General features: G+C 71.9%; 22 protein-coding genes. 9 read left to right on the top strand and 13 right to left on the bottom strand.

Annotated features, from left to right (window positions below; genetic code table 11):
* Positions 1–58: 58 nt before the first annotated feature.
* On the top strand, positions 59–2,383 hold the full coding sequence (locus tag A3CQ_RS0110170) for a CaiB/BaiF CoA-transferase family protein (RefSeq protein WP_040432129.1): 2,325 nt from the start codon (positions 59–61) through the stop codon (positions 2,381–2,383).
* 7 nt (positions 2,384–2,390) lie between these two features.
* Here A3CQ_RS0110170 and A3CQ_RS0110165 read toward each other — a convergent pair whose 3' ends face one another.
* A complete protein-coding gene (locus A3CQ_RS0110165) occupies positions 2,391–3,764 on the bottom strand; it encodes an MFS transporter (protein WP_020510826.1) in 1,374 nt (457 codons plus the stop codon).
* A gap of 82 nt (positions 3,765–3,846) precedes the next feature.
* On the opposite strand from A3CQ_RS0110165, the gene A3CQ_RS0110160 reads away from it, so the two are divergent.
* Positions 3,847–5,331 (top strand): tetratricopeptide repeat protein, encoded by a 1,485-nt coding sequence (locus tag A3CQ_RS0110160; RefSeq protein ID WP_157295632.1) that lies wholly within the window; start codon positions 3,847–3,849, stop codon positions 5,329–5,331.
* A gap of 249 nt (positions 5,332–5,580) precedes the next feature.
* Here the strand turns inward: A3CQ_RS0110160 and A3CQ_RS0110155 are convergent, their stop codons facing one another.
* Positions 5,581–5,823: a hypothetical protein gene (locus A3CQ_RS0110155; RefSeq protein WP_157295630.1), complete on the bottom strand. Its 243-nt coding sequence runs from the start codon at positions 5,821–5,823 to the stop codon at positions 5,581–5,583.
* A 123-nt stretch (positions 5,824–5,946) separates the two neighbouring features.
* Between A3CQ_RS0110155 and A3CQ_RS0110150 the strand changes: the two genes are divergently transcribed.
* On the top strand, positions 5,947–6,363 hold the full coding sequence (locus A3CQ_RS0110150; RefSeq protein WP_020510823.1) for a DUF1707 SHOCT-like domain-containing protein: 417 nt from the start codon (positions 5,947–5,949) through the stop codon (positions 6,361–6,363).
* Here A3CQ_RS0110150 and A3CQ_RS57220 read toward each other — a convergent pair whose 3' ends face one another.
* From A3CQ_RS57220 to A3CQ_RS0110130, 4 genes are all read right to left on the bottom strand, one after another.
* Entirely contained in the window at positions 6,364–7,407 is a 1,044-nt protein-coding gene (locus tag A3CQ_RS57220) for a hypothetical protein (RefSeq protein WP_020510822.1), read from the bottom strand.
* Entirely contained in the window at positions 7,404–7,859 is a 456-nt protein-coding gene (locus tag A3CQ_RS52220; RefSeq protein WP_020510821.1) for a PadR family transcriptional regulator, read from the bottom strand. Before A3CQ_RS52220 ends, A3CQ_RS57220 begins: the two co-directional genes overlap by 4 nt.
* A gap of 45 nt (positions 7,860–7,904) precedes the next feature.
* Complete coding sequence (locus A3CQ_RS0110135; RefSeq protein ID WP_020510820.1) at positions 7,905–8,378, bottom strand: universal stress protein; 474 nt, start codon at positions 8,376–8,378, stop codon at positions 7,905–7,907.
* A gap of 88 nt (positions 8,379–8,466) precedes the next feature.
* Entirely contained in the window at positions 8,467–9,735 is a 1,269-nt protein-coding gene (locus A3CQ_RS0110130) for an MFS transporter (protein ID WP_020510819.1), read from the bottom strand.
* Positions 9,736–9,856: 121 nt separating this feature from the next.
* Here A3CQ_RS0110130 and A3CQ_RS0110125 point away from each other — a divergent pair, with 121 nt between their 5' ends.
* On the top strand, positions 9,857–10,852 hold the full coding sequence (locus A3CQ_RS0110125) for a lysylphosphatidylglycerol synthase transmembrane domain-containing protein (RefSeq protein ID WP_020510818.1): 996 nt from the start codon (positions 9,857–9,859) through the stop codon (positions 10,850–10,852).
* A 39-nt stretch (positions 10,853–10,891) separates the two neighbouring features.
* A complete protein-coding gene (locus tag A3CQ_RS0110120) occupies positions 10,892–12,040 on the top strand; it encodes a lysylphosphatidylglycerol synthase transmembrane domain-containing protein (protein WP_157295627.1) in 1,149 nt (382 codons plus the stop codon).
* On the opposite strand, the gene A3CQ_RS0110115 is transcribed toward A3CQ_RS0110120, so the two are convergent.
* Positions 12,020–12,772, bottom strand: a complete 753-nt coding sequence (locus A3CQ_RS0110115) for a class I SAM-dependent methyltransferase (RefSeq protein ID WP_020510816.1) — start codon at positions 12,770–12,772, stop codon at positions 12,020–12,022. The two genes, A3CQ_RS0110120 and A3CQ_RS0110115, sit on opposite strands and share 21 nt — an antisense overlap.
* 141 nt (positions 12,773–12,913) lie before the next feature.
* On the opposite strand from A3CQ_RS0110115, the gene A3CQ_RS0110110 reads away from it, so the two are divergent.
* Complete coding sequence (locus A3CQ_RS0110110; protein ID WP_020510815.1) at positions 12,914–13,705, top strand: hypothetical protein; 792 nt, start codon at positions 12,914–12,916, stop codon at positions 13,703–13,705.
* 8 nt (positions 13,706–13,713) lie between these two features.
* Here the strand turns inward: A3CQ_RS0110110 and A3CQ_RS0110105 are convergent, their stop codons facing one another.
* Entirely contained in the window at positions 13,714–14,040 is a 327-nt protein-coding gene (locus tag A3CQ_RS0110105) for a TraR/DksA family transcriptional regulator (RefSeq protein WP_020510814.1), read from the bottom strand.
* On the bottom strand, positions 14,027–14,644 hold the full coding sequence (locus A3CQ_RS0110100; RefSeq protein WP_020510813.1) for a class I SAM-dependent methyltransferase: 618 nt from the start codon (positions 14,642–14,644) through the stop codon (positions 14,027–14,029). Before A3CQ_RS0110100 ends, A3CQ_RS0110105 begins: the two co-directional genes overlap by 14 nt.
* Positions 14,645–14,753: 109 nt before the next feature.
* Between A3CQ_RS0110100 and A3CQ_RS52215 the strand changes: the two genes are divergently transcribed.
* Positions 14,754–15,941: a sensor histidine kinase gene (locus A3CQ_RS52215; RefSeq protein WP_157295625.1), complete on the top strand. Its 1,188-nt coding sequence runs from the start codon at positions 14,754–14,756 to the stop codon at positions 15,939–15,941.
* Positions 15,941–16,609: a response regulator gene (locus A3CQ_RS0110090; protein WP_020510811.1), complete on the top strand. Its 669-nt coding sequence runs from the start codon at positions 15,941–15,943 to the stop codon at positions 16,607–16,609. The genes A3CQ_RS52215 and A3CQ_RS0110090 overlap by 1 nt, the downstream gene beginning before the upstream one ends.
* A gap of 18 nt (positions 16,610–16,627) precedes the next feature.
* On the opposite strand, the gene A3CQ_RS0110085 is transcribed toward A3CQ_RS0110090, so the two are convergent.
* Positions 16,628–17,839 carry an alpha/beta hydrolase family protein gene (locus A3CQ_RS0110085; protein WP_085944306.1) on the bottom strand — a complete coding sequence of 404 codons (1,212 nt, stop codon included), beginning with the start codon at positions 17,837–17,839 and terminating at the stop codon, positions 16,628–16,630.
* 82 nt (positions 17,840–17,921) lie between these two features.
* Positions 17,922–19,370 (bottom strand): nitroreductase family protein, encoded by a 1,449-nt coding sequence (locus A3CQ_RS0110080; RefSeq protein ID WP_211216514.1) that lies wholly within the window; start codon positions 19,368–19,370, stop codon positions 17,922–17,924.
* Positions 19,371–19,519: 149 nt separating this feature from the next.
* Here A3CQ_RS0110080 and A3CQ_RS0110075 point away from each other — a divergent pair, with 149 nt between their 5' ends.
* Complete coding sequence (locus A3CQ_RS0110075; protein ID WP_157295620.1) at positions 19,520–20,521, top strand: thaumatin family protein; 1,002 nt, start codon at positions 19,520–19,522, stop codon at positions 20,519–20,521.
* A gap of 239 nt (positions 20,522–20,760) precedes the next feature.
* Here A3CQ_RS0110075 and A3CQ_RS0110070 read toward each other — a convergent pair whose 3' ends face one another.
* Together A3CQ_RS0110070 and A3CQ_RS60645 are read right to left on the bottom strand one after the other, a co-directional pair.
* Positions 20,761–21,882, bottom strand: a complete 1,122-nt coding sequence (locus A3CQ_RS0110070) for a flavin-containing monooxygenase (RefSeq protein ID WP_040432105.1) — start codon at positions 21,880–21,882, stop codon at positions 20,761–20,763.
* A 78-nt stretch (positions 21,883–21,960) separates the two neighbouring features.
* Complete coding sequence (locus A3CQ_RS60645) at positions 21,961–22,359, bottom strand: hypothetical protein (RefSeq protein WP_157295618.1); 399 nt, start codon at positions 22,357–22,359, stop codon at positions 21,961–21,963.
* Positions 22,360–22,503: the final 144 nt, after the last annotated feature.

Below are 22,503 nucleotides of genomic sequence, written 5' to 3'. Positions count from 1 at the left end.
AGCCCATCCCGGCGGCGATGGTGTGACCTACCGCACCGCACGCCCCGAGGAGGCCGCTGTGGACGAGAACCTGCCCCTGACCGGAGTCCGCGTCCTGGACCGCACCGACGGTCTCGGGGAGACGACCTCCCGCCTGCTGGCCGACCTGGGCGCCGACGTGATCCGGGTGGAACCGGCCGCGGGCGCCGCGTCGCGACAGCGGGAGCCACTGGTCGACGGCGTGAGCCTCTACTACGCCACGCACAACGCCAACAAGCGCGCGGTCGTCGTGGACGGGGACGACTTCCTGCGCCTGATCGACACCGCCGACATCCTGGTCACCAACGCCGCGGCCGACCTCGGCGCGCTGCGGGAGCGCCGGCCCGGGCTGGTCGTCGTGGCGGTCACCGACTACGGGCTCACCGGGCCGTACCGGGACTGGCAGGCGACCGAGTGGACGCACCTCGCGCTCGGCGGCGTGCTCTCCCGCTCGGGTCTGCCCGGCCGGGAGCCGCTGCTGCCGCCCGGATCGATGGCGTACGAGTCGGCCGCCGCGCAGGCGGCCTGGGCGGCGCTGCTCGCCCACTACGCCGGGACCGGCGACCTGGTGGACGTCTCGGTGTACGAGGCCACCGCCCGCGTGCTCGACCCCGGCTTCGGCATCGGCGGCAGTGCCACCGGTGGCGTGCCCGCCGCCAACGGCCCGCGCGGCCGCCCCGACGCCCGGCACCTCTACCCGATCTTCCGCTGCGCCGACGGCTGGGTGCGCATCTGCGTCCTCGCCCCGCGCCAGTGGCAGGGCATGTTCACCTGGCTCGGCGAGCCGGCGGAGTTCGCCGATCCGGCCCTGGCCAACCTGGGCAAGCGGTTCGCCGCGGCCGGGAAGATCTACCCCGCGATCGGCCGGCTGTTCGCCACCCGCACCCGCGAGCAGATCGTCGCCGAGGGCCAGCGGCACGGCGTTCCCACGGCGGCCCTGCTCTCCCCGACCGAGGTCCTGCACGCCGAGCAGTTCACGGCCCGCTCGGCGTTCACCGCGGTCGACGGTGTGCCGGGCGCGCTCATGCCGAACGGCGTCGTGGAGATCGACGGCCGGCGGGCCGGCGTGCGGACCCCGGCGCCCGCGCCCGGCCGGGACACCGCCGAGGTGCTCGCCTCGCTACCGCCCGCCGTCCCGCCGGCGGCGCCCCGGGCCGGGCGGTCGCTTCCGCTGACCGGCCTGCGCGTGCTCGACCTCGGCGTCATCGTGGTCGGCGCCGAGTTGGGCCGGCTGTTCGCGGACATGGGCGCCGAGGTCATCAAGGTCGAGAACAAGGCGTTCCCGGACGGCAGCCGGCAGACCTTCGACGGGTCCGCGATCAGCCCGTCCTTCGCGTACGGGCATCGCAACAAGCTCGGGCTCGGCCTGAACCTCCGCGCGCCGGAGGGCATCGAGATCTTCAAGCGGCTGGTCGCCGAGTCCGACGTGGTCGTCTCCAACTTCAAGCCGGGCACGATGGAGTCGCTCGGGCTCGGCCACGACGAGCTGGCCGCGATCAACCCGGGGATCGTCGTCGCCGACTCGAGCGCGTTCGGCCCGAGCGGGCCGTGGAGCCGGCGGATGGGTTACGGGCCGCTGGTGCGGGCCACCACCGGGCTCAGCGGTCTCTGGCGCTACCTCGACGACGAGGCCGGGCACAGCGACGCGTCCACGATCTACCCCGATCACGTCGCCGCCCGGATCGAGGCGGTCGCGATCCTGGCCAAGCTGATCGCCCGCCGTCGCACCGGCCGCGGCGGCACGGTGAGCGTGGCCCAGGCCGAGGTCATTCTCGGTCAGTTGCCCCATCAGCTGGCGCTGGAGTCGATTCGCCCCGGTTCGCTGGTCCCGATCGGGAACGCTCAGCCGGGCGACGCGCCGCGCGGCGTCTATCCGTGCGCGGGCGACGACGAGTGGTGCGTGGTCACCGTGCGCGACGACGAGGATTGGCGACGGCTCGACGGCGTACTGCAAACGGGGTTGGATCTGCCCACGGCGCGCGACCGGATCGCTCGGCGTGACCAGATCGATGCCCTGGTGTCGGCGTGGACGTCGGCGCGCTCGCCGCGGCGGGCGATGGCCGAGTTGCAGGCGGCCGGCGTGCCCGCCGCGATGATGCAGCGGGTGCCCGAGCTGCTGGACGACCCGCACCTGGCCGATCGCGGCTTCTTCCGCACCATGCACCACCCGCGGATCGCCGAGCCGATGCCGGCGGAGAGCGCGCCCGCCGTGTTCCAGCACGTCGCGGAGCCTCCGCTCGAGCCGGCGCCGCTGCCCGGCGAGCACTCCCGCGCGATCCTGCGCCGCGTGCTCGGCCTGCCCGGCGAGGAGATCGACGCCCTGATCGCCGCCGGCATCGTCGAGCACGGCCTGGTGGAAGCCTGACGCGAGGTCAGCGGGCCGCCGCCATCTCGCGATCGGCGGCCCGCTCGCGCATGGGTCTGCTCAGAACCGTCGCGATCAGAGCGAGCGCGATCGAGATGACCAGCGACCGGCGCAGGCCACCGACCACGTTCGCGGCGGCGAGCGAGCCGAACACCGCCACCCCGAGCACGCTGCCGGTCTGCCGGGCGGTGTTGAGCGTGCCCGCCGCGACACCGGACCTGCTCCGATCGGCGCTGCCCAGCAACGCCGAGGTCATCGCGGGCACCAGGACCCCCAACGCCAGGCAGAGCACCATCAACTGCACAACCAGGCCGGCGTACGGGGTTTCGCGCCCCGCCGGCAGCAGTGCCGCGAGCGAGGCCGCCATCACCAGGCCCGACCCCGCGATGACCCGGCGCGTGCCGAACCGGGCGGCGAGCGCGCCCGACGAGAGGTTGGCCAGCAGGACGACGGCGGTGGCGGGGGCGAAGGCCAGTCCCGTCGCCAGCACCGAGTAGTGCCGGACGGTCTGGAAGTACAGGCTGAGCACGAAGATGAGCCCGTAGAAGGCGATGTTCACGACGAGCCCGATCGCCGACGCGGCGGCGAACGTCGGCTGCCGGAACATGTCCAGCGGCAGCATTGGGGCGGTCCGGCGCCGCTCGACCGCCACGAACCCGGCCAGCGCCGCCGAGGCGGCCACCAGTCCGCCCAGCACGAACGGATCGCCGAAGCCGAGCCGCCCGCCCTCGATGCCGGCCGCGGCGAGCAGGCCCAGCGCGAGCACGGCCAGGATCTGACCCGGCAGGTCGACGGCCCGGTCCCTCGATCGGGACGTCTCCGACGCGTACCGGATGGTGAGGGCGATCCCGGCCAGGCCGAGCGGCACGTTGATCAGAAAGATCCATCGCCAGCCGAAGGCGTCCGTCAGGACGCCACCGACCAGGGGCCCGCCGGAGAGGCCGACGCTGGCGCCGGCCGCCCACAGGCCAACGGCCCGGGCCCGCTCGCCCGGATCGGGGAACGCGTGGCTGAGCAGGCTCAGCGAGCAGGGCACCAGCACCGCCGCCCCGATGCCCTGGACGGCCCGGAACCCGATCAGCGATCCGATCCCGGGGGCCAGGCCACATCCGATCGAGGCCAGGCTGAACAGCGCGAAACCGGCCACGAACACTCGTTTGGCGCCGATCCGATCGCCGAGCGCCCCGGCGCTGAGGATGAACGCCGCGAACGTCATGGTGTACGCGCTGACGACCCACTGCGCTCCACTCACGGAGGCGTGCAGGTCGGCGCGGATCGGCTGGACGGCTACGTTGACCACGCTGACGTCGAGCTGAACGACCCCGAACCCGAGGCTCGTGGCGACCAGCGCCCAGCGCCGCGCGATGCGGTCATCGGTCATGATCTCGACGTTATTCCGGAACCGGTTCGGTCCCCGCCGAACTCTTCTTCCACGTCCGTGAATGCAGCTACACTCCGCCGCCATGAGCGCTTCATCAACATCAACCGGCCCGCTCGACGAGGCATTGACGCTGCTGAGGGACGGCCGGGTGATGGACGCCGAGCAGCTGATGAAGCGCACGGTCGGCGAGGTCGCCGAGGAACACGGCGAGGACAGTGCCGCCTGGGCCTCCGCACAGTCCGACATGGGCAATGTGCTCCTGCGCGCCGCGCAGCCGGCCTGGGCGGCCGAGTGCTTCCGGGCGGCGGCCGCGGTGCCCGTGCCGCCGGGCGAGGACCCGCAGCGCCTGCTCGGCTACCAGCTCAACCTGGGCATCGCGCTGGCGCTCAGCGACCGGCTCGACGAGGGCGCGGAGGCGCTGCGGGAGTCGCGCGCCGGGCGGCTCGCCTTCTACGGCCGCGAGCACCTCGGCTACGCGTACGGGCTGGAACCGCTCGCCGACGTGCAGCTGCGCCTCGGCGACCTGGCCGGCGCGCTCGAGGCGATCGAGGAGGCGCTGCCGATCCTCCAGCGGGCCGGGCACGAGCGGGTCGCGAGCGCGGTCGCCCTGCGCGGCCTGATCCTGCAGGCCGGCGGGCACACCGGGCCGCTCTTCCCGGGGCTGGCCGATCTGCCCGACCACATCGTCGAGCGGGTCGCCACGATCGCCACGGTCCGGGTGCGGCAGGGCGTCGATCCGTCCGCCGCGCACCTGTTCGTGGCCCACCTGGCCAACGCGCTGCGCGACCGCCTCGGCCCGGACCATCCGGCCACGGTCGCCGCGTTCAGCGCCCTGGCCGACCAGGCCCGCGACCGCGGTGACCAGGTCGCACGGAGCGCGGCGCTGCGGCGGGTGCTGGCCGCGTACGACCGCCAGGATCGCGCGGAGGACGCACTGTCGACCGTGCTCGATCTCGCCGAAGCGCTGAGAGACGGCGGGGACACCGAAAAATGCCTGCTCACGTACGAGGACGCCGCCGCGCGGGCCAGGCGGATCGGCCGCGCCGACCGGGTCGGCCAGGTGCTCTTCGACTGGGGAATCGCCCTGCAGGAGGCCGGTCGGCCGTCCCCCGCCGCGGCGCGCCTGGGCGAGGCGGTGGCCGCCGCCCGCCGCGGCGACGATCCCGAACTGCTCGGGCACACCGCGGCCGCGTACGGAATCTGCCTGCAGCATCTGGGCCGCTCGGAGGAGGCCCGCGAGGCGCTCGACGAGGGCCTGTCCGTCATGGACCCGCGAGCCGACGCCGCGCTCGCCGCCCGCGCCCACCTGACCGCACTGCTCGACGGCCAGGAATGCGGCTGCACCACCCTCCGCTCGACGCTCGAGCAGGCGTACACGTACCACGTGGTGTCCCGCATGCCCGCCGGCCTGCTGTCCCGCTTCGACGCGCGCATGGCCGGCAACGGCTTCACGATCGACGTGGAGTTCCAGCGCCGGCCGACCGAGGACGAGCTGCGCCACTTCAACGAGCTGGTGCAGGAGGCCCACGCCGAGGTGGCCCGCGAGAGCCGCCAGCTGGCCACCTGACCGGCCCGCTCAGGCCGTACGCCGCGCCAGTTCTCCTTGCCGGCGCCGACCGGCTCCGGCAAGGCCTCGCGGTAGCGGTCGACCAGGCGGTGCGTGCCCGCCAGCACCATCGTTCCGCCCCCGCGCGGGCCGGCCTCACCGGCGAACGCGAACAGTTTGACCGCCGGCACCGGCCAGGTCGGATGGTCGAAACCGCAGTCCATATGCCAGCCGGATCCTCTCCCATGGCGCCACCGAACAAACGGCCGCTCAGATCCGGCCGGGCGAGTTGGGCTGGGCGCGGCCGGCGGGCAGCCCTCGAAAGATGTCGTGAGCGACCATCCGGAGGAAGGCGAACTGGTGCAGGGTCGCCCGGTTCTTGTCGGGAACCAGCAGCCATCCGACCGCCCCGGCTATCACCGACCCGAAAGCCAGCGCGAATCCTAGAAGGACGCCCGACACCGGAATCCAGTGCGCGACGGCGCCTGACCTACCCAGCAACCCGAAGGTCACGGCGAGCAGGAAACCGATCAGAAAATATCTGATACCGCGGACATAGGCTCGGTATGACCATTCGCTACGAAGCCAGGTCGGCTGACCGTTCGGCGACCGGCGGCTCGGTGTCATGCTGGGAGCATGGCACCGCAGCACACACCCGGGTCCGACGGGCAGCGGATCCGCGCCTCGGATGGTGAGCGGGAGCAGGTGGCGCACATCCTGGGGACCGCGATGGGCGAGGGGCGGCTCACGCTCGACGAGGGTGAGCAGCGCCTGGCCGCGGTCTACGCCGCCGTCTACCGGGACGACCTGGGGCAGTTCACCGCCGACCTCCCCGAGAACGGCCGCTACGCGCTGGCCGAGCTGCCCGAGGCGAAGAGGGCCGTCGTGCGGGACCGGCGCCGGAAGGCCGCGGTCGTCTCGGCGGCGGTGCTGGCGGCAGCGGCGCTGGTCGGAGTGGTGCTGCTGTCCGGCGGACACTTCCTGTGGCCCGGTTTCCTGTTCTTCTTCATCATGCTTCGTCCGCTCGCGCGGGGCCGGCACCACCACCGCTGATCAGTCGCTGTCGGCGACGGCGACGAGCGGTGCGGGTGCGCGGCGGGTTCGCGTCAGGGCGACGGCGGCGGCGATGGCGAGCAGGCCGATCACGGTGCAGATGAGGGTGAGCCCGGCGTCGCGCGGGCCGTCGACGATGTACGGGTACGGCGAGCCCTGGGCGTAGACCATCACCTGGTACGTGTCCCGGTAGTGCTGGTAGGCGGGAACCGCGATGGCGGCGAGGCCGGCCGCGGACAGCCCGGCCGCGAGCCACCGCCGGAGTCGTCCGCTGCGGCTCAGCCGGGCCGCGGCCGACGCCGCCAGCAGCCATCCGGCCAGGGCGCCGACGACCAGTCCGGCGATCGTCAGCGGTCGCACGACGGCCGGCTCCCGCGGCCAGACCTCCGTACCGTATGAAGCTTGTCCGGTCAGACCACGGTCGGCGCCACCGACGATGACGGTGCCGTCGCCCTGCAGCTTCAGTCCGCCCTTGGTCGCGGTGTAGTAGACCGACTTGGCCGGCGCGTCCTGGCCGTCGCGGAGGTCGCCGACGACGATGGCGCCGTCCTCCTCGCGGAACGAGGTGATCCGCCAGCCGGCCGAGGTCAGCGCCGAGCGGACCCGCTCGGCCGAATAGTCGCTGCTGCCGTCGGCCCGGACCAGGGTGCCCGGGCCCTTCATCGCCGACAGGTCGGTGTAGACGGCGGCGGGTGCGGGCATGCCGGTGATCGCGGCGTTCAATGCCCGCAACGAAACGTGGGACGGGATCGATGCGGCCGTCTGCCAGCCCAGCCAGGTGCCGCCGGCGGCGCCGAACGCGCCCAGCGCCACCGCCGCGAGCAGGGCGCCCAGCCAGGCGAGAGGCCGCCGGGCGGGCAGCCGGAATCGTTGCCGCAGACCGGCGAGGATCAGATGCACGCTCAGCCGGAAGCCGGGCCCGCCGTCGCCTGCCTCGGCCAGGTCGAGCAGGGTGGTGACCATCTCGGACCCGCGGTGGTCCCGGTACGCCTTCGGGTAGGCCCGGAGCAGCCGCCGGTAGCGACGCTCGAGCCGCGCCGTCATCGAGCCACCCCGAACGCGAGGCGCAGAAGCGCCGCCCCGAACGCAAGGCGCAGAGATGCCGCCACGAACGCAAGGCGCAGAAGCGCCGCCCCGAACGCAAGGCGCAGAGATGCCGCCACGAACGCGAGGCGCAGAGATGCCGCCACGAAGGCCAGGCGCAGCCGTGCCGCCGCCGCGTCCGCATTGCGCCGGAGCCGCTGCACCTGGGCCACGAGCGCCGCCGTACCCGCGTCGGTGAGCTTGTAATAGCGGCGCAGCCGGCCGTCGACCGATTCCTCCCGGTCGACGGCGATGAGGCCCTGCTCGGTGAGCCGGTCGAGCGCCCCGTAGAGCGTGCCCGGCCGCAGCACCACCTCGCCCTGCGACAGCTCCTCGACGGCCCGGATCACGCCGTACCCATGGGCGGGCTCCGCCGCCAGGGCGGTAAGGATCAAGAACGTGGGCTCCTGCATGACCGGAGACACTACGTCGGCCGGTATATATCGTCAACCTGAGTATCAGGGAACGACGGTCACCGGCCAGCGGCCGCAGCGGGTCAGCTTCACCGCCAGCGAGCCCATGATGCGGTGCAGGATCTTGGTGGAGCGGCCGACGATCACCGCGTCGGCATGGATCATCTGGGCCACGTCGAGCAGTTCCGCGTACGGCTCGCCGGTGCGCACGACCAGCTCGACGTCGACGTCCAGGGCGGCGACCCGCTGCTCCATGGCCGTCCGCAGCTCCTGCTCGATCGCGTCCTGCGCCTGGAGCACGGTGACCGCGGCCCCCGCGACCGGCAGGGCGTACGACGCCGGCGGGCGGACGTAGACGACGACCAGCTTGGATCGCTGCCGCCGGGCCAGGCCGGCCGCGTAGGCGGCCGCACGCAGGGAGGATGTGGACCCGTCCACGCCCACCAGGATCGCCCCGGGGCCGTCGGTGCAGCGCTCGGGGACGGCTCGGGTGCGTGGCTGCAGCTCGTCGTCATACATGACGGGACCTCCGTTGCTGAACGATCGTTGTTCAGCTTCGTCCACTTTATTCTGACGGTAACCGTTCAGCAACGGAGGTTCGCCACATTCAGGCGCGCTCGACCTCGCGCTCGAAGTCGATCGCGTCGGGGGCGCCCCCGAACTCGTCGGCGACCTCGCCGGAGACGTCGCCGTGAGCGCCGTCGCTCGCCATCGCCGCGTCCGCCGCGGCCAGCTTGCGGTGGCCTGTCGAAAGGACCACGACGCCCAGCAAAACAGCTAATGCTCCGACCACGAACGGCACGTGGATGTTCCAATGGTCGACCATTTTGCCCGCCGCATAGGGCGCCAGGCCCCCGCCGATGAAGCGGACGAAGCCGTACGCGGACGACGCGATCGGCCGCTCGACCGGCGCGACCAGCATGACGGCCTGGGTGGTGAGCGTGTTGTTGATGCCCGCGACGATGCCCGAGGCGATCACGCAGACGATCACCGCCCAGCGGTTGTCGGTGAAGACCCCGATCAGCAGGATCAGCACGGCGAACGCGGTCAGCGCCCCGTACAGCGAGGGCGCGGTGCCGAAGCGCCGCTGCAGCCACGGCGCGCCGGTGATCGAGAAGAACGCCAGCAGCAGGCCCCAGGCGAAGAACACGAAGCCCAGCTGGATCGCGCTCAGCTCCATCGGGTACGGCGCGTAGCCGAGCATCGTGAAGAAGCCCCAGTTGTACAGCAGCGCCGTGATGCCCATGGTCAGCAGGCTGCGGTGGCGCAGCGCCTTGATCGGGGCGGCGATGGACGTCTTCTGGGCCGGCTTCGGCGTCTTGTCGAGCATCGTGACGGTGGCGAGCAGGGCGATCGCCATCAGCACGGCGACGCCGAAGAACGGGCCGCGCCAGCTGATGTCGCCGAGCAGGCCGCCCAGCAGCGGGCCGGCCGCGATGCCGAGACCGAGCGCCGCCTCGTACATGACGATGGCGCCGGCGAAGCCGCCCGAGGCGGAGGCGACGATGACCGCGAGCGAGGTGGCGATGAACAGCGCGTTGCCCAGCCCCCAGCCCGCGCGGAACCCGACGATCCCGTTGATCGAGCCGGACAGGCCGGCCAGCGCGGAGAAGACGACGATCAGCGCGAGGCCGGTGATCAGCGTCCGCTTGGCGCCGATGCGGCTGGAGACCCAGCCGGTGAACAGCATGGCCACCGCCGTCACCAGCAGATAACTGGTGAACAGGAGGCTCACCTGGCTCGGCGTCGCGTCCAGCTGCTTCGACAGCGCCGGCAGGATCGGATCGACCAGGCCGATGCCCATGAAGCTCACGACGCAGGCGAACGCCACCGCGTACACGGCCTTGGGTTGCTTGAAGATCGGGATCACCTCCATGCGGAACGGGTTACCCGATCAGGCTATCTGCATAATGCAGCTATTAAACCAGGGCGAGTCGTGGATCACAATCTCCCTCAATAAACTTGCTCATTGAGAAAGTTCGGCGGACGCTTGATCCGTGCGGGGGAAACTACGGGCGGTCGGCATCGGGGCGGTGCTGACCCTGCTGGCCGTCGAGCTGGTGCTCGGCTGGTCGTCGCTCGCCGACGCGCTCCGGCAGCTGCGCACGCCCCACCCCGGCTGGCTGCTGCTGGCCACCCTCGCCGAGCTGGCCGCGATGAACGCGTACGGACGAATGCAGCGCCACCTGATGCGCTCGGCCGGCGTCCGCGCGTCGATCGTCCAGCACCTGCGTCTCGCCTACGCCGCCCACTCGCTCAGCGCGACCCTCCCCGGCGGCCCGGCCTTCTCGACCCGCTTCAATTACCAGCAGATGCGGCGTCTCGGCGCCAGCCCGGCCATCGCGTCCTGGTCCATCGCGCTCAGCGGGATCATGTCGGCCTGCGCGCTCGGCGCTCTCACGCTGGCCAGTGCCCTCGCCGCGGGCGGGACAACCCATTGGCAGCACCTGGCGTGGTTGCTGCTCCTAGCGATTGCTTTGGTTTTCGGCGTACGCCACGCGGCCCGTAACCCGGAAGTTTTTCTGCACCCGCTTGCCGCGTTCAACCGCCTCCGCCGCCGGCCGGCCGACGCGGGGCAGGAGCGTATCCGGGCATTCCTCGTACAGCTGCGTGCCGCTCGTCTGAGCCCGGGACGCGGGGTGGCGGCCGCGCTGTGCGCCCTGCTCAACTGGCTGCTGGACGCCCTGTGCCTGTGGCTGTGCTTCCGCGCGGTCGGCCAGCCGCCGGCCGGGCTGACCGTGGTGCTGCTCGCGTTCTGCGCCGCGATGGCGGCCGGAACGCTGACGATCGTCCCCGGCGGGCTCGGCATCATCGACAGCGCGCTGATCCTCGGCCTGATCGCCGGCGGAGTCGCCACTCCGGCCGCGGTCGCCGCCGTCGTGCTCTACCGCGTGCTCAGCTTCGGCTTCATCGTGGCGATCGGCTGGATCAGCTGGCTCGGCATCCGGTACCCCCGCCGCCTCGAGCCGCGCCCGACCGTCGCGCTCGGCTAGCCCCTCAACCCGGCCCGGATCCTGCCGATTTTCCCGGCGATGACCGCCGTGGAGACTCCCCTGGCGGCGGCGGCGGTGGACCGTCGCCGCTGGTTGCGCCTGACCGGGATCGGCGCCGTGATCGTCCTGCTCGCCGTCGAGCTGGTGCTCGGCTGGAGTTCCTTGTCCACGGCGCTGCACCAGCTGCGCGCGCCACATGTGGGCTGGCTGACCCTGGCCACCCTCGCCGAGCTGGCCGCGATGAACGCGTACGGACGAATGCAGCGCCACCTGCTGCGATCGGCCGGCGTCCGGGTATCGCTGATCGACCACCTACGGCTCGCCTACGCGGCCCACTCGCTCAGCGCGACCCTGCCCGGCGGTCCCGCCTTCTCGACCCGCTTCAACTACCAGCAGATGCGCCGCTTCGGCGCCAGTCCCGCCGTCGCCTCCTGGTGCATCGCGCTCAGCGGCATCCTCTCGTCCAGCGCCCTGGCGGTGGTCACCGTGGTGAGCGCGATCGCCGCCGGCGGCGCCACCCACTGGCAACACCTGGTGGGCCTTCTGGTCGCGGCGGTCCTTCTCACTTTGGGCGTACGCCGGGTAGCCCGGCACCCGGAGACCTTGCAGCCGCTGATCCACCTGCTCAACCGGGTCCGCCGCCGGCCGGTGGACGAGGGCGACGACCGCATCCTCGGCTTCCTCGGTCAGCTCCGGAGCGCCCGCCTGCGGCCCGGGCACGGCGTGGCGGCGGCGCTGTTCGCGCTCTCCAACTGGTTCCTCGACGCGATCTGCCTGTGGCTGTCGTTCCGGGCGATCGGGGTGCATCCGGCCGGACTTCCCGACGTCCTGCTGGCCTTCTGCGCTGCGATGGCCGCCGGCACGATCACGATCGTCCCCGGCGGGCTGGGCATCATCGACAGCGCCCTGATCCTGGGCTTGATCGCCGGCGGGGTCGACACATCGGCCGCGGTCGCGGCGGTGGTCCTCTACCGGCTGATCAGCTTCGGCTTCATCATGGCGATCGGCTGGCTGTCCTGGCTGCGCATCCGCCGCTCACCGCAGGCGGACCCTTCCGCGCCGCCGCCGTCATCGCAGCCGGCCCCTCCCGCACCGCCGCCGTCTTCGCAGCCGGACCTTTCCGCACCGCCGTCGTCTTCGCAGGCGGACCTTTCCGCACCGCCGCCGTCATCGCGGCTGGACTCGTAGCACCCCGGTCAGCATCGGGAGGGTGAACTCGCCGCCGGACGTCTCGGGCCGGCTCGCCAGGAACGCCCGGATCCGGCCGAGCGCGGCCTCGCGTTCCCGTTCCGGCATGACCAGCATCCCCGCCCGGGTCGCGAGCGTGGCGACGAGGGAGCCGGCGGTGCGGCGCTGCCCGTGCGGGAACTCGTTCAGCTCGCCGTCGCCGGAAAGCGGCAGGCCCGCGACGGCGGCCCGCCAGCTGCCGAGCGTGTCCCGCGGGCCGATGGCCGCACTCCCGCTCACCTCCCGGAGCCCGGCGACCCACTCGACCCGGTCGTCCAGCACGTTCCACAGGCCGGCCAGCACGCCGCCGGGCGCGAGGACCCGGGCGATCTCGGGCCCCGCGACGGCCAGGTCGAACCAGTGCAGCGCGTTCCCGGCCAGCACGGCATCGACGGACGCTTCCGGCAGCGGGATCGCCTCGGCACTACCCACCAGGGCACGCACATTCGGCAGCCCGCGGCGCAGCTCGGCCAGCATCGCCGGGTCGGGCTCGACCGCGACGGCGTCGGCCCCGAGCGCGACCAGCGTGGCGGTCAGCTTGCCGGTGCCCGCGCCGAGGTCGAGCACCCGCCGGCCGGGCGCCCGCTCCAACGCCCAGCGCACCGCGGCCGGCGCGTAATCCGGGCGATGCTCGGCGTACGCGACCGCCGCCGCACCGAACGACGAGGCCAGGACCCGCGCGTCTCGTTCCATGCGGCCGATGATGTCACCGGAAAGGCAGCGGTGCGACCGGCCGGACCGCCGTGAACTGCTTGCCCTCGGCGACGCTTCGGAGGAGACGGGCTCGGCCGGATGGGCGTTCCGCTCGGGATTTACGTCCTTGATGATCAATCGATGCTGTCTCGTCCGGCCCGGCTCGCCGTTCTCGTCGTCATCGTCGGGCTGGCTGCCGGCGGCTGCACGTCGCATGACCCGGTCACGGCGCCCGCATCGTCGGCGCCGTCGACTGCGGGTGACTCCCGCACGCCCCTGCAGGTACTCATGGCGGGCGTTCCGACGGAGAGCTCGCCCATCTACCGCTACTCGATCGGGTCGGACCGGCCGATGAGCGGCGTGATCGACCCGCCTGACCAGATCGCCGAGTTCGTGACCGTCCGGCAGGCCACGAAGCCGGTCCACACCGAGACCACGACCGTCCTGCTGACCAGGGACAGATTCTGGCTGAAGGTCAAGGTCACCCCGGCCGCTCTGCAAGCCGTACCGAAGAAGTGGATGTCGCTCGATCCCAAGAAGATCCCCCAGAACGGCAAGCCGTACGTCTACGGCGCCGAGAGCGACCCCGGCTACACGAAGGAGGTGTTCGAGAACGCCTCCGACCTGAGTCAGACCAGCCCGGGTCACTTCCGCGGCGTCACCAACCTGGGCGAGACGGGTGCCGGCGTGATTCTCGGCGCCGACCAGCTCAAGGCCCTCGGCGGCAAGGCCGGCCACGTGGCCTTCACCGCGGTGCTGGACGGCCAGGGCCGGCTCACGACCACATCCCTGCAGATCCCGGCGGCCGGGAAGTTCAAGGCGAGCACCTACCTGATCACCTACGACCAGTACGGAACCGCCGCGGTGCCGAAACTTCCGACCCAGACCGAGCAAACCAAGGCCCCGTCGTACGTCTATGACTGGTACCGCTGACCGTCGTTCTACGCGCAGGCCATGCAGCGGCGGGCGAACGGCCGGGCGGCGAGGCGTTCCTCGGGGATCGGCCGGCCGCAGCCCTCGCAGACGCCGTAGGTCGACGCGTCCACCCGCCTCAGCGCGTCGTCGATCTCGGCGATCCGCTCCCGGGTGGCGGCCAGCAGCGCGGTCAGCTGGGCGCGTTCGAAGCCGATGGTGGCGCCCTCCGGGTCGTGCTCGTCGTCGGCATTCGAGTCCCGCGACGCCGTGAACAGCCCCTCCAGGTCGCGGGCGAGCGTCGCCGCCTCGGCCTCGGCGTTCGCGCGCAGCCGCAGCAGCTCATCCCGGACCATCTCCGGAGCTTAGGCCCGCCGGCTGGTCGTGCCGAGCCACCCGGGGCGCGGTGGCGCGGTGCACGAACGCGGGCGGCAGGTTACGCCACACCACCCGGCTCGTTCCGGTGATGCCGAACCGCTGCTTGAGCTCGGCGCCGAACCGGCGGCCGGGTGGCGTCCAGGCCGCATGGGCGTACGCGAAGGTGGTGAACATGCCGGTGGGCGCGAGCGCCGCGGTGACCGCGTCCAGGATCCGTAGCCGGACCGGTTCGGCCATGACGGTCCACGGCAGCCCCGACACCACCGCGTCGACCGGGCCGGGCACCAGGCGCGCCAGGTCGGCGGCGGAGCCGTGCACCACCTCGACCGGTCCCCCGCGGTAGAGGTCGGCGAGGCGTACGGCGAAATGGCTGTTGATCTCGATGGCGACGATCCGGGTGCCCGGCGTGACCCGGCGCCGGATCGCCTCGGTGAACACGCCGGTCCCGGGTCCCAGCTCGACGACGGTCCGGGCCTGCTCCAGGCCGATGCCGTCGGTCATCAGGCGGGCGAGTGCGGGCGAGCTGGCGGCGACCGCCCCGGTCAGCAGCGGGTGCCGGAGGAACTCGGTGAGGATGGGCATGGCAGGGACGCTAGGAGCCATGATCATCGCCGGTCGTCCTGCTGGGCGCCCGACCCCGTCCTACCGTGGGAGGACGCTCGGCCGAATTTCGATCGGTACGGTGGGGGCCGTGTTCGCGGCGAGGTGGCGCCCGGGAGTGTGGGCCGGCCCGGTGATGGCGGTGCTCCTCGCGGTGCCGTTGATTCTGGATCCGCCGGCCGGGCGGCCGTTCTGGGCGCAGGCCGTCATCCTGGCCGGGCTGGTCCTGCCGCTGATCGGGCGCCGCCGCCGGCCCGAGGCGATGACCGTGATCGTGCTCGCCGCCGCCTGGCTCGGGCTGTTCACCCGCACCTGGGCCGAGCATCTCCCGCTCGCCCATCTGTCGTTGCACGTCATGCTCTACACGCTGGTCGTGCGCGGTCGTCGCGCCTCGGCCCTGGTCGCTCTGCCCGCCGTGGCCGGGTTCTTCGCCGCCTGGACCCTCACCGCCGGGGCCGGGCCGGACGCGTCCTGGAGCCTGCTCACCTACGGCCTGTCGATCGCGACCGTCTGGCTGCTCGCCGAGTGGGTGCGCGCCCGGCGGGCGTACATCCGATCGATCGAGCGACGGGCGGAACTCGCCGACGCCGAGCGCCGGGCGCTGTCGCGGGCGGCGGTCGCCGAGGAACGCACCCGGATCGCGCGGGAACTGCACGACGTGCTCGCCCACAGCGTGAGCGTCATGGTCGTCAACGCCGAGGGCGCGCTGCTGATGCGGCACACCGACCCGGCCGTGGTGGACCGAACTCTCCAGCTCGTGAGCAGCACCGGGCGGGAGGCGCTGACCGAGCTGCGCCGGCTGCTGGCGGTGCTTGTGGCCGGCGCCGAGTTGACCGCGCCGCAGCCGGTCCTGGCCGACCTGCACCGGCTGGCCGCCGGGGTCGACGGAGCCACCCTTCGTGTCACCGGCAGCGATACCGGCGTGCCGGCCGGAGCGGTAGTGCAGACGTACCGCATCGTCCAGGAGGCGCTGACCAACGTGGTCAGGCACGCCGGCCGCGGCGTCGCCGCCGAGGTCACCGTCGACCTCGGCGAACCCGGACCGCACCGGGCGATCCGGATCGAGGTGCGCAACGACGGGAGCGCGACGCCCTTCTCCGCGCCACGGCTGCCGTCGTCAGGGCGCGGCATCTCGGGCATGCGCGAGCGGGTGGCGATGTTCGACGGCACGCTGTCCGCGGCCCCACGACCCGAGGGCGGCTACCGGGTCGTCGCCACGCTGCCCCTCGGCGCGCCCATCACAGCGCTTCCACAGGTGGCCGGCGACAGTATGGGCTGATGGTCGACCGGTCACCGTCACGCGTCCTGATCTGCGACGACCAGGAAATGATGCGCGTCGGGCTCCGCATGGTGGTGGAGAGCCAGCCCGATCTGACCGTCGCCGGCGAGGCCGCCGACGGGCTCGAGGCGATCGAGGCCGCGACCGAGCTTCGCCCCGATGTGACCCTTCTCGACGTACGCATGCCGGGTCTTGATGGTGTGACCGCGGCCGGACGGATCCGCGCCGCCCTGCCCACCACCCGGATCCTGATGATCACGACCTTCGACCTCGACGAGTACGCGTTCGCGGCCCTGCGGGCGGGTGCCGACGGCTTCCTGGTGAAGGACGCTCCCGCCGCGGAGATCCTGGTGGCGATCCGGGGCGTGCTGCGCGGCGACCCGATGGTCTCGCCGTCGGTCACCCGGCGGCTGCTGGACCGCTACGTCACCGCGGGCGCCGGCCCGCTGCCCAACCCTCGGCTGGAACGCCTCACCGACCGGGAACGGGAGGTGCTGGGCCTGGTCGCCCGGGGGCTGAGCAATGCCGAGATCGCCGGCCGGCTCCACCTCGGGGAGACCACGGTGAAGACCCATGTGAGCCGCATCCTCGGCAAACTCCAGGTCCGGGACCGGATCGGCGCGGTCGTCCTCGCGTACGAGAGCGGATTGGCCCGGCCGGGCTCGTGAACCCGGCCGGGCCGTTCCTCAGCTGCTCAGTTGCGTGAACCAGCGGGTCACCTGGGGCACGCCGAGCACCTCCGAGCCCTCGTGGACGAAACCGTTGTAGTCGATGTCGACGCCGAGGTTGATCGTGGGTGCCGCGACGCCGTGACCGGCCAGGGCGGCGTGGCAGTGCTCGGTGTTGGCGTTCACTGCCTCCTCGTCACCGGGGCTGTAGTAGAGCCGCACCGGCATCCGCGGCGCCCAGTCGGTGCAGACGCTGTCCAGCACGGCCAGCGCGTCGGCGAAGCGGCCGGTCGGATGCAGGAGCAACGCCTTCCCCCGCGGTGTCAGCAGGTCGTCGATCGTGGCCGGGAGCGCCATGAGTACCTCCAGGCCCTGGTGGGTGCCATCGAACAACTTCGGCAGACCGACGTACGGCCGCTGGAAGACGTACCCCGGGTCGGGGTAGATGTCGTGCAGCCGGTCGAAGGCGACCAGCAGGTACGTGGTGTACGCGCTGGCCAGCAAGGGATTGACCTCGGGCGTGAACAGCGACGGGATCGCCGCGTGCCGGAAGTCGTAGGCGCCGCTGATCGGGGCCACCGCGGCGGCACGGAACCACGGATCGGCCCCCTGCTGCAACGCCCGGGCCAGGCCGAGCGCGGCCGAGGCCCCCTGCGAGAAGCCGGAGGCGTAGACGTCGCGGGTCAGCTGGCGCCCCTGCCCGCCGACGAAGACGCGGGCCGCCCGCAGCAGGTCGAGTTCGGCGGTGGTCTCCGACGGCACGTCCATCCACGGGTGCGGTCCCGGCCCTGCGCCGAGGCCGAGGTAGTCCGGCGCGACCGCCGCGAACCCGGCCGACGCGAAGGTCAGGGCGGGCCCGATCAGGAAGACGTCGTCGGAGGTGGACGGCGCGTCCCCCTTGTAGATCTCGGTGCCGTGACCGAACGACACCGTGCGGAGCTGCTTGCTGTTGTTGATCGGCAGCGCGACGAGCCCGCTCGCCGTGGTCTGACGTCCGGTCGCGTCAATGGTCCGATAGATGAGCCGATAGGTCCGCACACCGAAGCGGTCGGTGCCCGGATCGAACTTGTCCGCGGTCAGCGCCGCGTCCACGTCGGCGCGGGTGGCGTACGTGTGCAGGGCGGTGGCCGAGACCAGCCGTCCGGTCGCCGCCGTGGCCGGTTGCCCGGCCACCACGAGCGAGGATGCGATGAGCGCCCCCGCAATACCCAAACTCAGCGTTCTCCTCATAGGACTGACCGTAGGAATCCCCAGGTGTTGAGTCAGTCCCGCCTTCCCCCCAATTCGGGGTAGTGCTGCCGGTACCGTGCCGTCAGTCCCGGTGCTGCATCGGGCGTACGTCGGCCGGCGCTCCCGGCAGCCCACCCGGCGTCGACCGGTAGTCCGGCACCCCCACGCAGGTGAAGATCATGGCGTCCAGCGGCGCCCCGACCAGTGCCGGGATCTCGCTGTCGAGGAAGGTCATTCCGGTCGCGCTCGCACCCATCGCGTACGCGAGGAGGTGCAGCCGCCCCTCGACCAGTCCCGCGGCCAGTTGCGCGGCCCGGTACTCCCGGTCGTTCAGGCTCGCCACATCCGCCGCGGTGATCACGACGAAGGCCGCGTCCCGGCTCAGCCCCTGTTCCAGCGACACCCGGAAGAGCTCCTCGCGCTGGTTGCCCGCGTGAATGGGCGTCCCGAGGTCGGGCCACCGGTACACGCCCGGCGCCACACCCTCGACGTCGTGCACGGCCACGAAGTGCGGCAGGTCGATCCCGCGCAAGGCCACGGACAGCCCGGTGATGAGCACGTTTGCCGGCACGCCGCGGGTCGGGTCCATGCGTCGCTGAGAGCCGCGGGTGAGCACAACCGCCTCGACGGGCTCGCCCGGCCCACCCTCGACTGTTTCCCGCACTGCGACCGGGTCGCCTTCCGCCCACGGCGCGCCCAGGACCATCCCGTCGCCGGCCCGTTGCGCCGCCGTCTCCAGCGGGAATTCCACCGGGGCCCCGTCGACCTCGCCGGCGACCGCGGGGCCGGACGACGTCAGCGCGGGCTGCCCCGAGCCCAGACCAATGACAACAACAGGCCATTCGTGTATGCCGTCCGCCCCGACCAGTTCGGTGACCGCCCGATCGGGGAACGTGGTGTAGATCCGCGCCGGAATCCCCGCCGAGTGGGCCAGGGCCACGGTCTGCGCCAGCATCGTGCCGGCGTCCCAGTAGATGTGCCGGTAGCCGCGCTCGCGATACCGCCAGCCCGTCCGCCACGGCACGCCGGTGACCACGATCGCCGCTTCGCCGCCGCTCGGTGCGGGCGCGACCCTAACCAATGCGTGACCGGCGGGGTCATACCAATGCACCCCGGCCGGAAGCCCTCGATGGCCCTCCGGAACGAGCACGTAAAGCTCGAGCGGAAACCGGCCTCCGGCCGAGCCGGCCGCCCGGAACAGGTGGGTGATCCCGTTCCTGCGCTTCGACGTGCGCACGATGCCCGCGGACAGATGCAGCAGCCGCGCAAGCTGGGCCAGGTCGAGTTCGCCGGCGGCAACCCTGGCGGTGCCGGCCAGCACGGCAATGGCCGACGGCTCGGTGGACGGCAGGTCACGCGGCAGCTCGACCCGAGGCAGCCCTTCGACGTACCGCTTGTAGAACAGCGGAAAGCGGTCGAAGTCGTTCGGTTCCAGATCGAGGACAAGACGCGGGTCGTCGATGACGTCGTCCCACTCCCGCCCCGGCTCGTAGGAAGTCAGCCGGTGCAAAATCTGCGTCGCAGTCTCCACCGGGACGACTTTAGAGGTGCTGCCCCCGGACAACGCCCCGGAAGGCCGGGCTCGGGTTTCTGTTATTCGGGGGTGGATGAGGACTCTCCCGTGGGGAGTGGTGCCGTGAGGCGCCCCGCGGTCGAGAGGAGTTGGGGATCGTGGGCTGGGTGGCAGGTTCGGTCCGTCGGCGTGGGCCGGCGCGGGGGCGGTTCGCCGCGACGGTGGTGAGCGGGGTTCTGGTCACCGCGCTGGTCGGGTGCTCGGGCGGCGCTGACCAGGGCACCAGTGCGGGGGCCGCCCCGATCGTCTCCGCCACCGCGACCACCCCGGCTGTGGCGGCGGGTGACAAGTCGGCCGCGCCGTCTCCGCGGGGCAGCGCGTCGAGCACCGGCAAGCCGTCGGCGAGTGCCTCGCACAGCCCGGCGGTGACCCCGGCCGCCACCAAGCCGTCCCACACCTCCGGTCGCCACACGGTCCTCATCGTGAACGCCACCCAGCAGACCATTTGGGTGGCAGTCACCCAGCAGAAAGAACACCCCATCCCCCGGACCAAATGGAAGCTCGCCCCCGGAGCGTCCACCAGCGTGCTCCTGCCGACGGGATGGGGCGGCCGCATCTGGGCGCGCACCGGGTGCCACACCGACGGCAGCGGCCGAAATGTGTGCCAGTCCGGGTATTGCGCCGACTCGGAAGCCTGCGTGCAGCCCGACCCGGCCCCGACCACGCTCGCCGAGTTCGCGCTGGACGCCTGGTCGGGCCTGGACTTCTACGACGTGAGCATGGTCGACGGCGCCAACCTGCCGATGTGGATCAACGTCTTCCACACCGTCACCAAGGACCCGCTGACCAGCCGCGGTTGCTCCTCCGCGGGCTGCACCCGCCCCATCGCCTGCCCGTCCGCGATGCGGGTGACCCGAGCCGGCACGGTCGTGGCCTGCAAGAACCCATGCGCGGCCTTCAACACCGACGCCACCTGCTGCCGAGGCGAATGGGCGGGCCGCGAGAATTGCGTGCCGTCCCGCTGGCCCGTCGACTACACCCAGGTCTTCAAAAAGGCCGAACCATTCGCCTATTCGTACGCCTTCGACGACTCCGCCACGATGTCCTGCAAGGGCGGCTGCGACTACCGCGTGACCTTCGGCCTGACCCCACCAAAGGGCACCACCTGAGCGTGCAGAACTCCGGTCACCACGAGGACACCTGACCTGCCGGGTTCCCGGCCCCGCGAAGAGCGAGGATCGACGACGCCGTTGCGGCCCGTCCGCGCACGGCGGCGACAGATCCGGATACCGCGGGCACCGTTTGCTCTGCTTACCCATACGCCTTGCTCTGCTTACCCATACGCTTTGCTCTGCTTACCCATACGCACGGCTGCTCAGCAGACGGCGTCGGGACGGCCGGCGACGAGTCAGGATCGCGCTTCTTGGATGGTGCGGGCCACGAGGCGGGACTCGATCGCCACCTGGCGGAGCATGCCGCCCAGCGTGACGTCGTAGCCCATGAAGAACAGGCCGGGGCGGGCCGGCGGGCCGCCATGCACCCTGGGCACGCCGGTCTCGTCGAACAGGGACGGGTCGTCGAACAGGTCGTGCAGGCCGGTGCCGTATCCCGTCGCCGCGATGACCGTGTCGGGCTGGAGGGCGGTGCCGTCGGCCAGCAGGACGGAGGTCTCGGTGAAGGCCTGTACGGCAGCGACCGGGCGCACGCGGCCGGCCACGACGTCGCGGACGATGCCGACGTCCTGCACCGGCACGTAGCGGTGGGTGCGCAGGCGGGTCTTCAGACCTTCTGAAGGGCGATCGATTCCGTACGGCCGGAGGTCTGGCATTTCTACCCTTGCCATGGTGGCGGCCATCGTGTTGAAGAGTGGCTCCGGGAGACGGCCCAGCAGGAGTCCGTTCATCTGGGCCGGCCAGCCGGCCGTCTCGCGGCGCACGATGTGTGGTGGGGTGCGGATCGCCAGGCTCACCGATGCGGCGCCACCCTCGGCCAGGTCCGACGCGATCTCGGAGCCGCTGTTGCCGGGCCCGACCACCAGGACGTTCTGGCCGCGGAAGGGCTCGGGGTTGCGGTACTCCGCCGAGTGAATCATCGTGCCTGTCCAGGATTCCCGGCCGGGCCACTGAGGCAGCGCCGGCGTGTGGAGATAGCCGATCGCCACGATCAGGGTCTTCGTCGACTGCTCGGAGCCGTCCTCGAGCCGCAGCGACCAGCGGTCGGCGCTGGGCTTGACACCCACCACGGTCGTCCCGGTCCGCACGTCGATGCCGAAGCGCTCCGTGTACGCCTCGAGATAGCGCACCAGGTCGTCGCGGCTGACCCACCGGCCGTACTGCTTGGGGATGGGGAAGCCAGGCAGGCCGGACAAACTTCGGATGGTATGCAGGTGCAAACGGTCATACCGGCCGCGCCAGCTGGTGGCCACGCCCGGGCCACGCTCCAGGACCACGCAGTCCACCCCGCGCGCCTTCAACTGAGCCGCCACGGCCAGCCCGGCGGCCCCGGCGCCGAGCACAGTCACATCACCCATGCGCAGAAGTGTGCGCGATCTCCGGTCCGCAAGTCACGAGGGGTGCCTCATTTCCCCGTGCGCCTCAAAGGAAAGACCTCACCACGATGGCGCGGGATCGGCGGGAGAATCCGGGTCGTCGTCGTCCACGTTTCGCAGGACCACGTCGTAGACGTCGTCGACGCTGATGCCGTGCCGGCGTGCGATCGCCTCGACGTCGTGGCCGTCGCCGTACTCGGCCACGATGGCGTCGTCGTCCACGACGCCCGGGGCCGGCTGAGGTACTGGTCCCGGACCCGGATAGGCCGGCGGCGCGGAGTAGTTGGCGCCGGGCGGCGGCCCGTAATACACCGGCGGCGGATATGGGGGCGGCGGGCTGGAGAACTGCTGTTCGGAAGGACCGACCTGCCGCTGGAGCAATGCGTAGACCTGTTCGACGGTCAGACCATGCTTACGGGCTATCCCTTCGACATCGTTGCCCTCGCCATATTCGGCCACGATCGCATCCTCGTCCGGGAAGCCCGACGTCGGCGGAACGCTCTGTCCTGGTCCCGGAGAGCCCGGCGGGGCGTAGGCCGGTGGTGGCCCGTATTGCCCCGGGGCCGGTGGCTGTGGCGGGTATGCCGGAGGTCCGTAGTAGGG

Source organism: Paractinoplanes globisporus DSM 43857 (assembly GCF_000379645.1).
Classification (GTDB): Bacteria; Actinomycetota; Actinomycetes; order Mycobacteriales; family Micromonosporaceae; genus Actinoplanes; species Actinoplanes globisporus.
The sequence above is the reverse complement of the archived record's forward strand: the minus strand, read 5'-3'. Positions and strand labels throughout refer to the sequence as shown.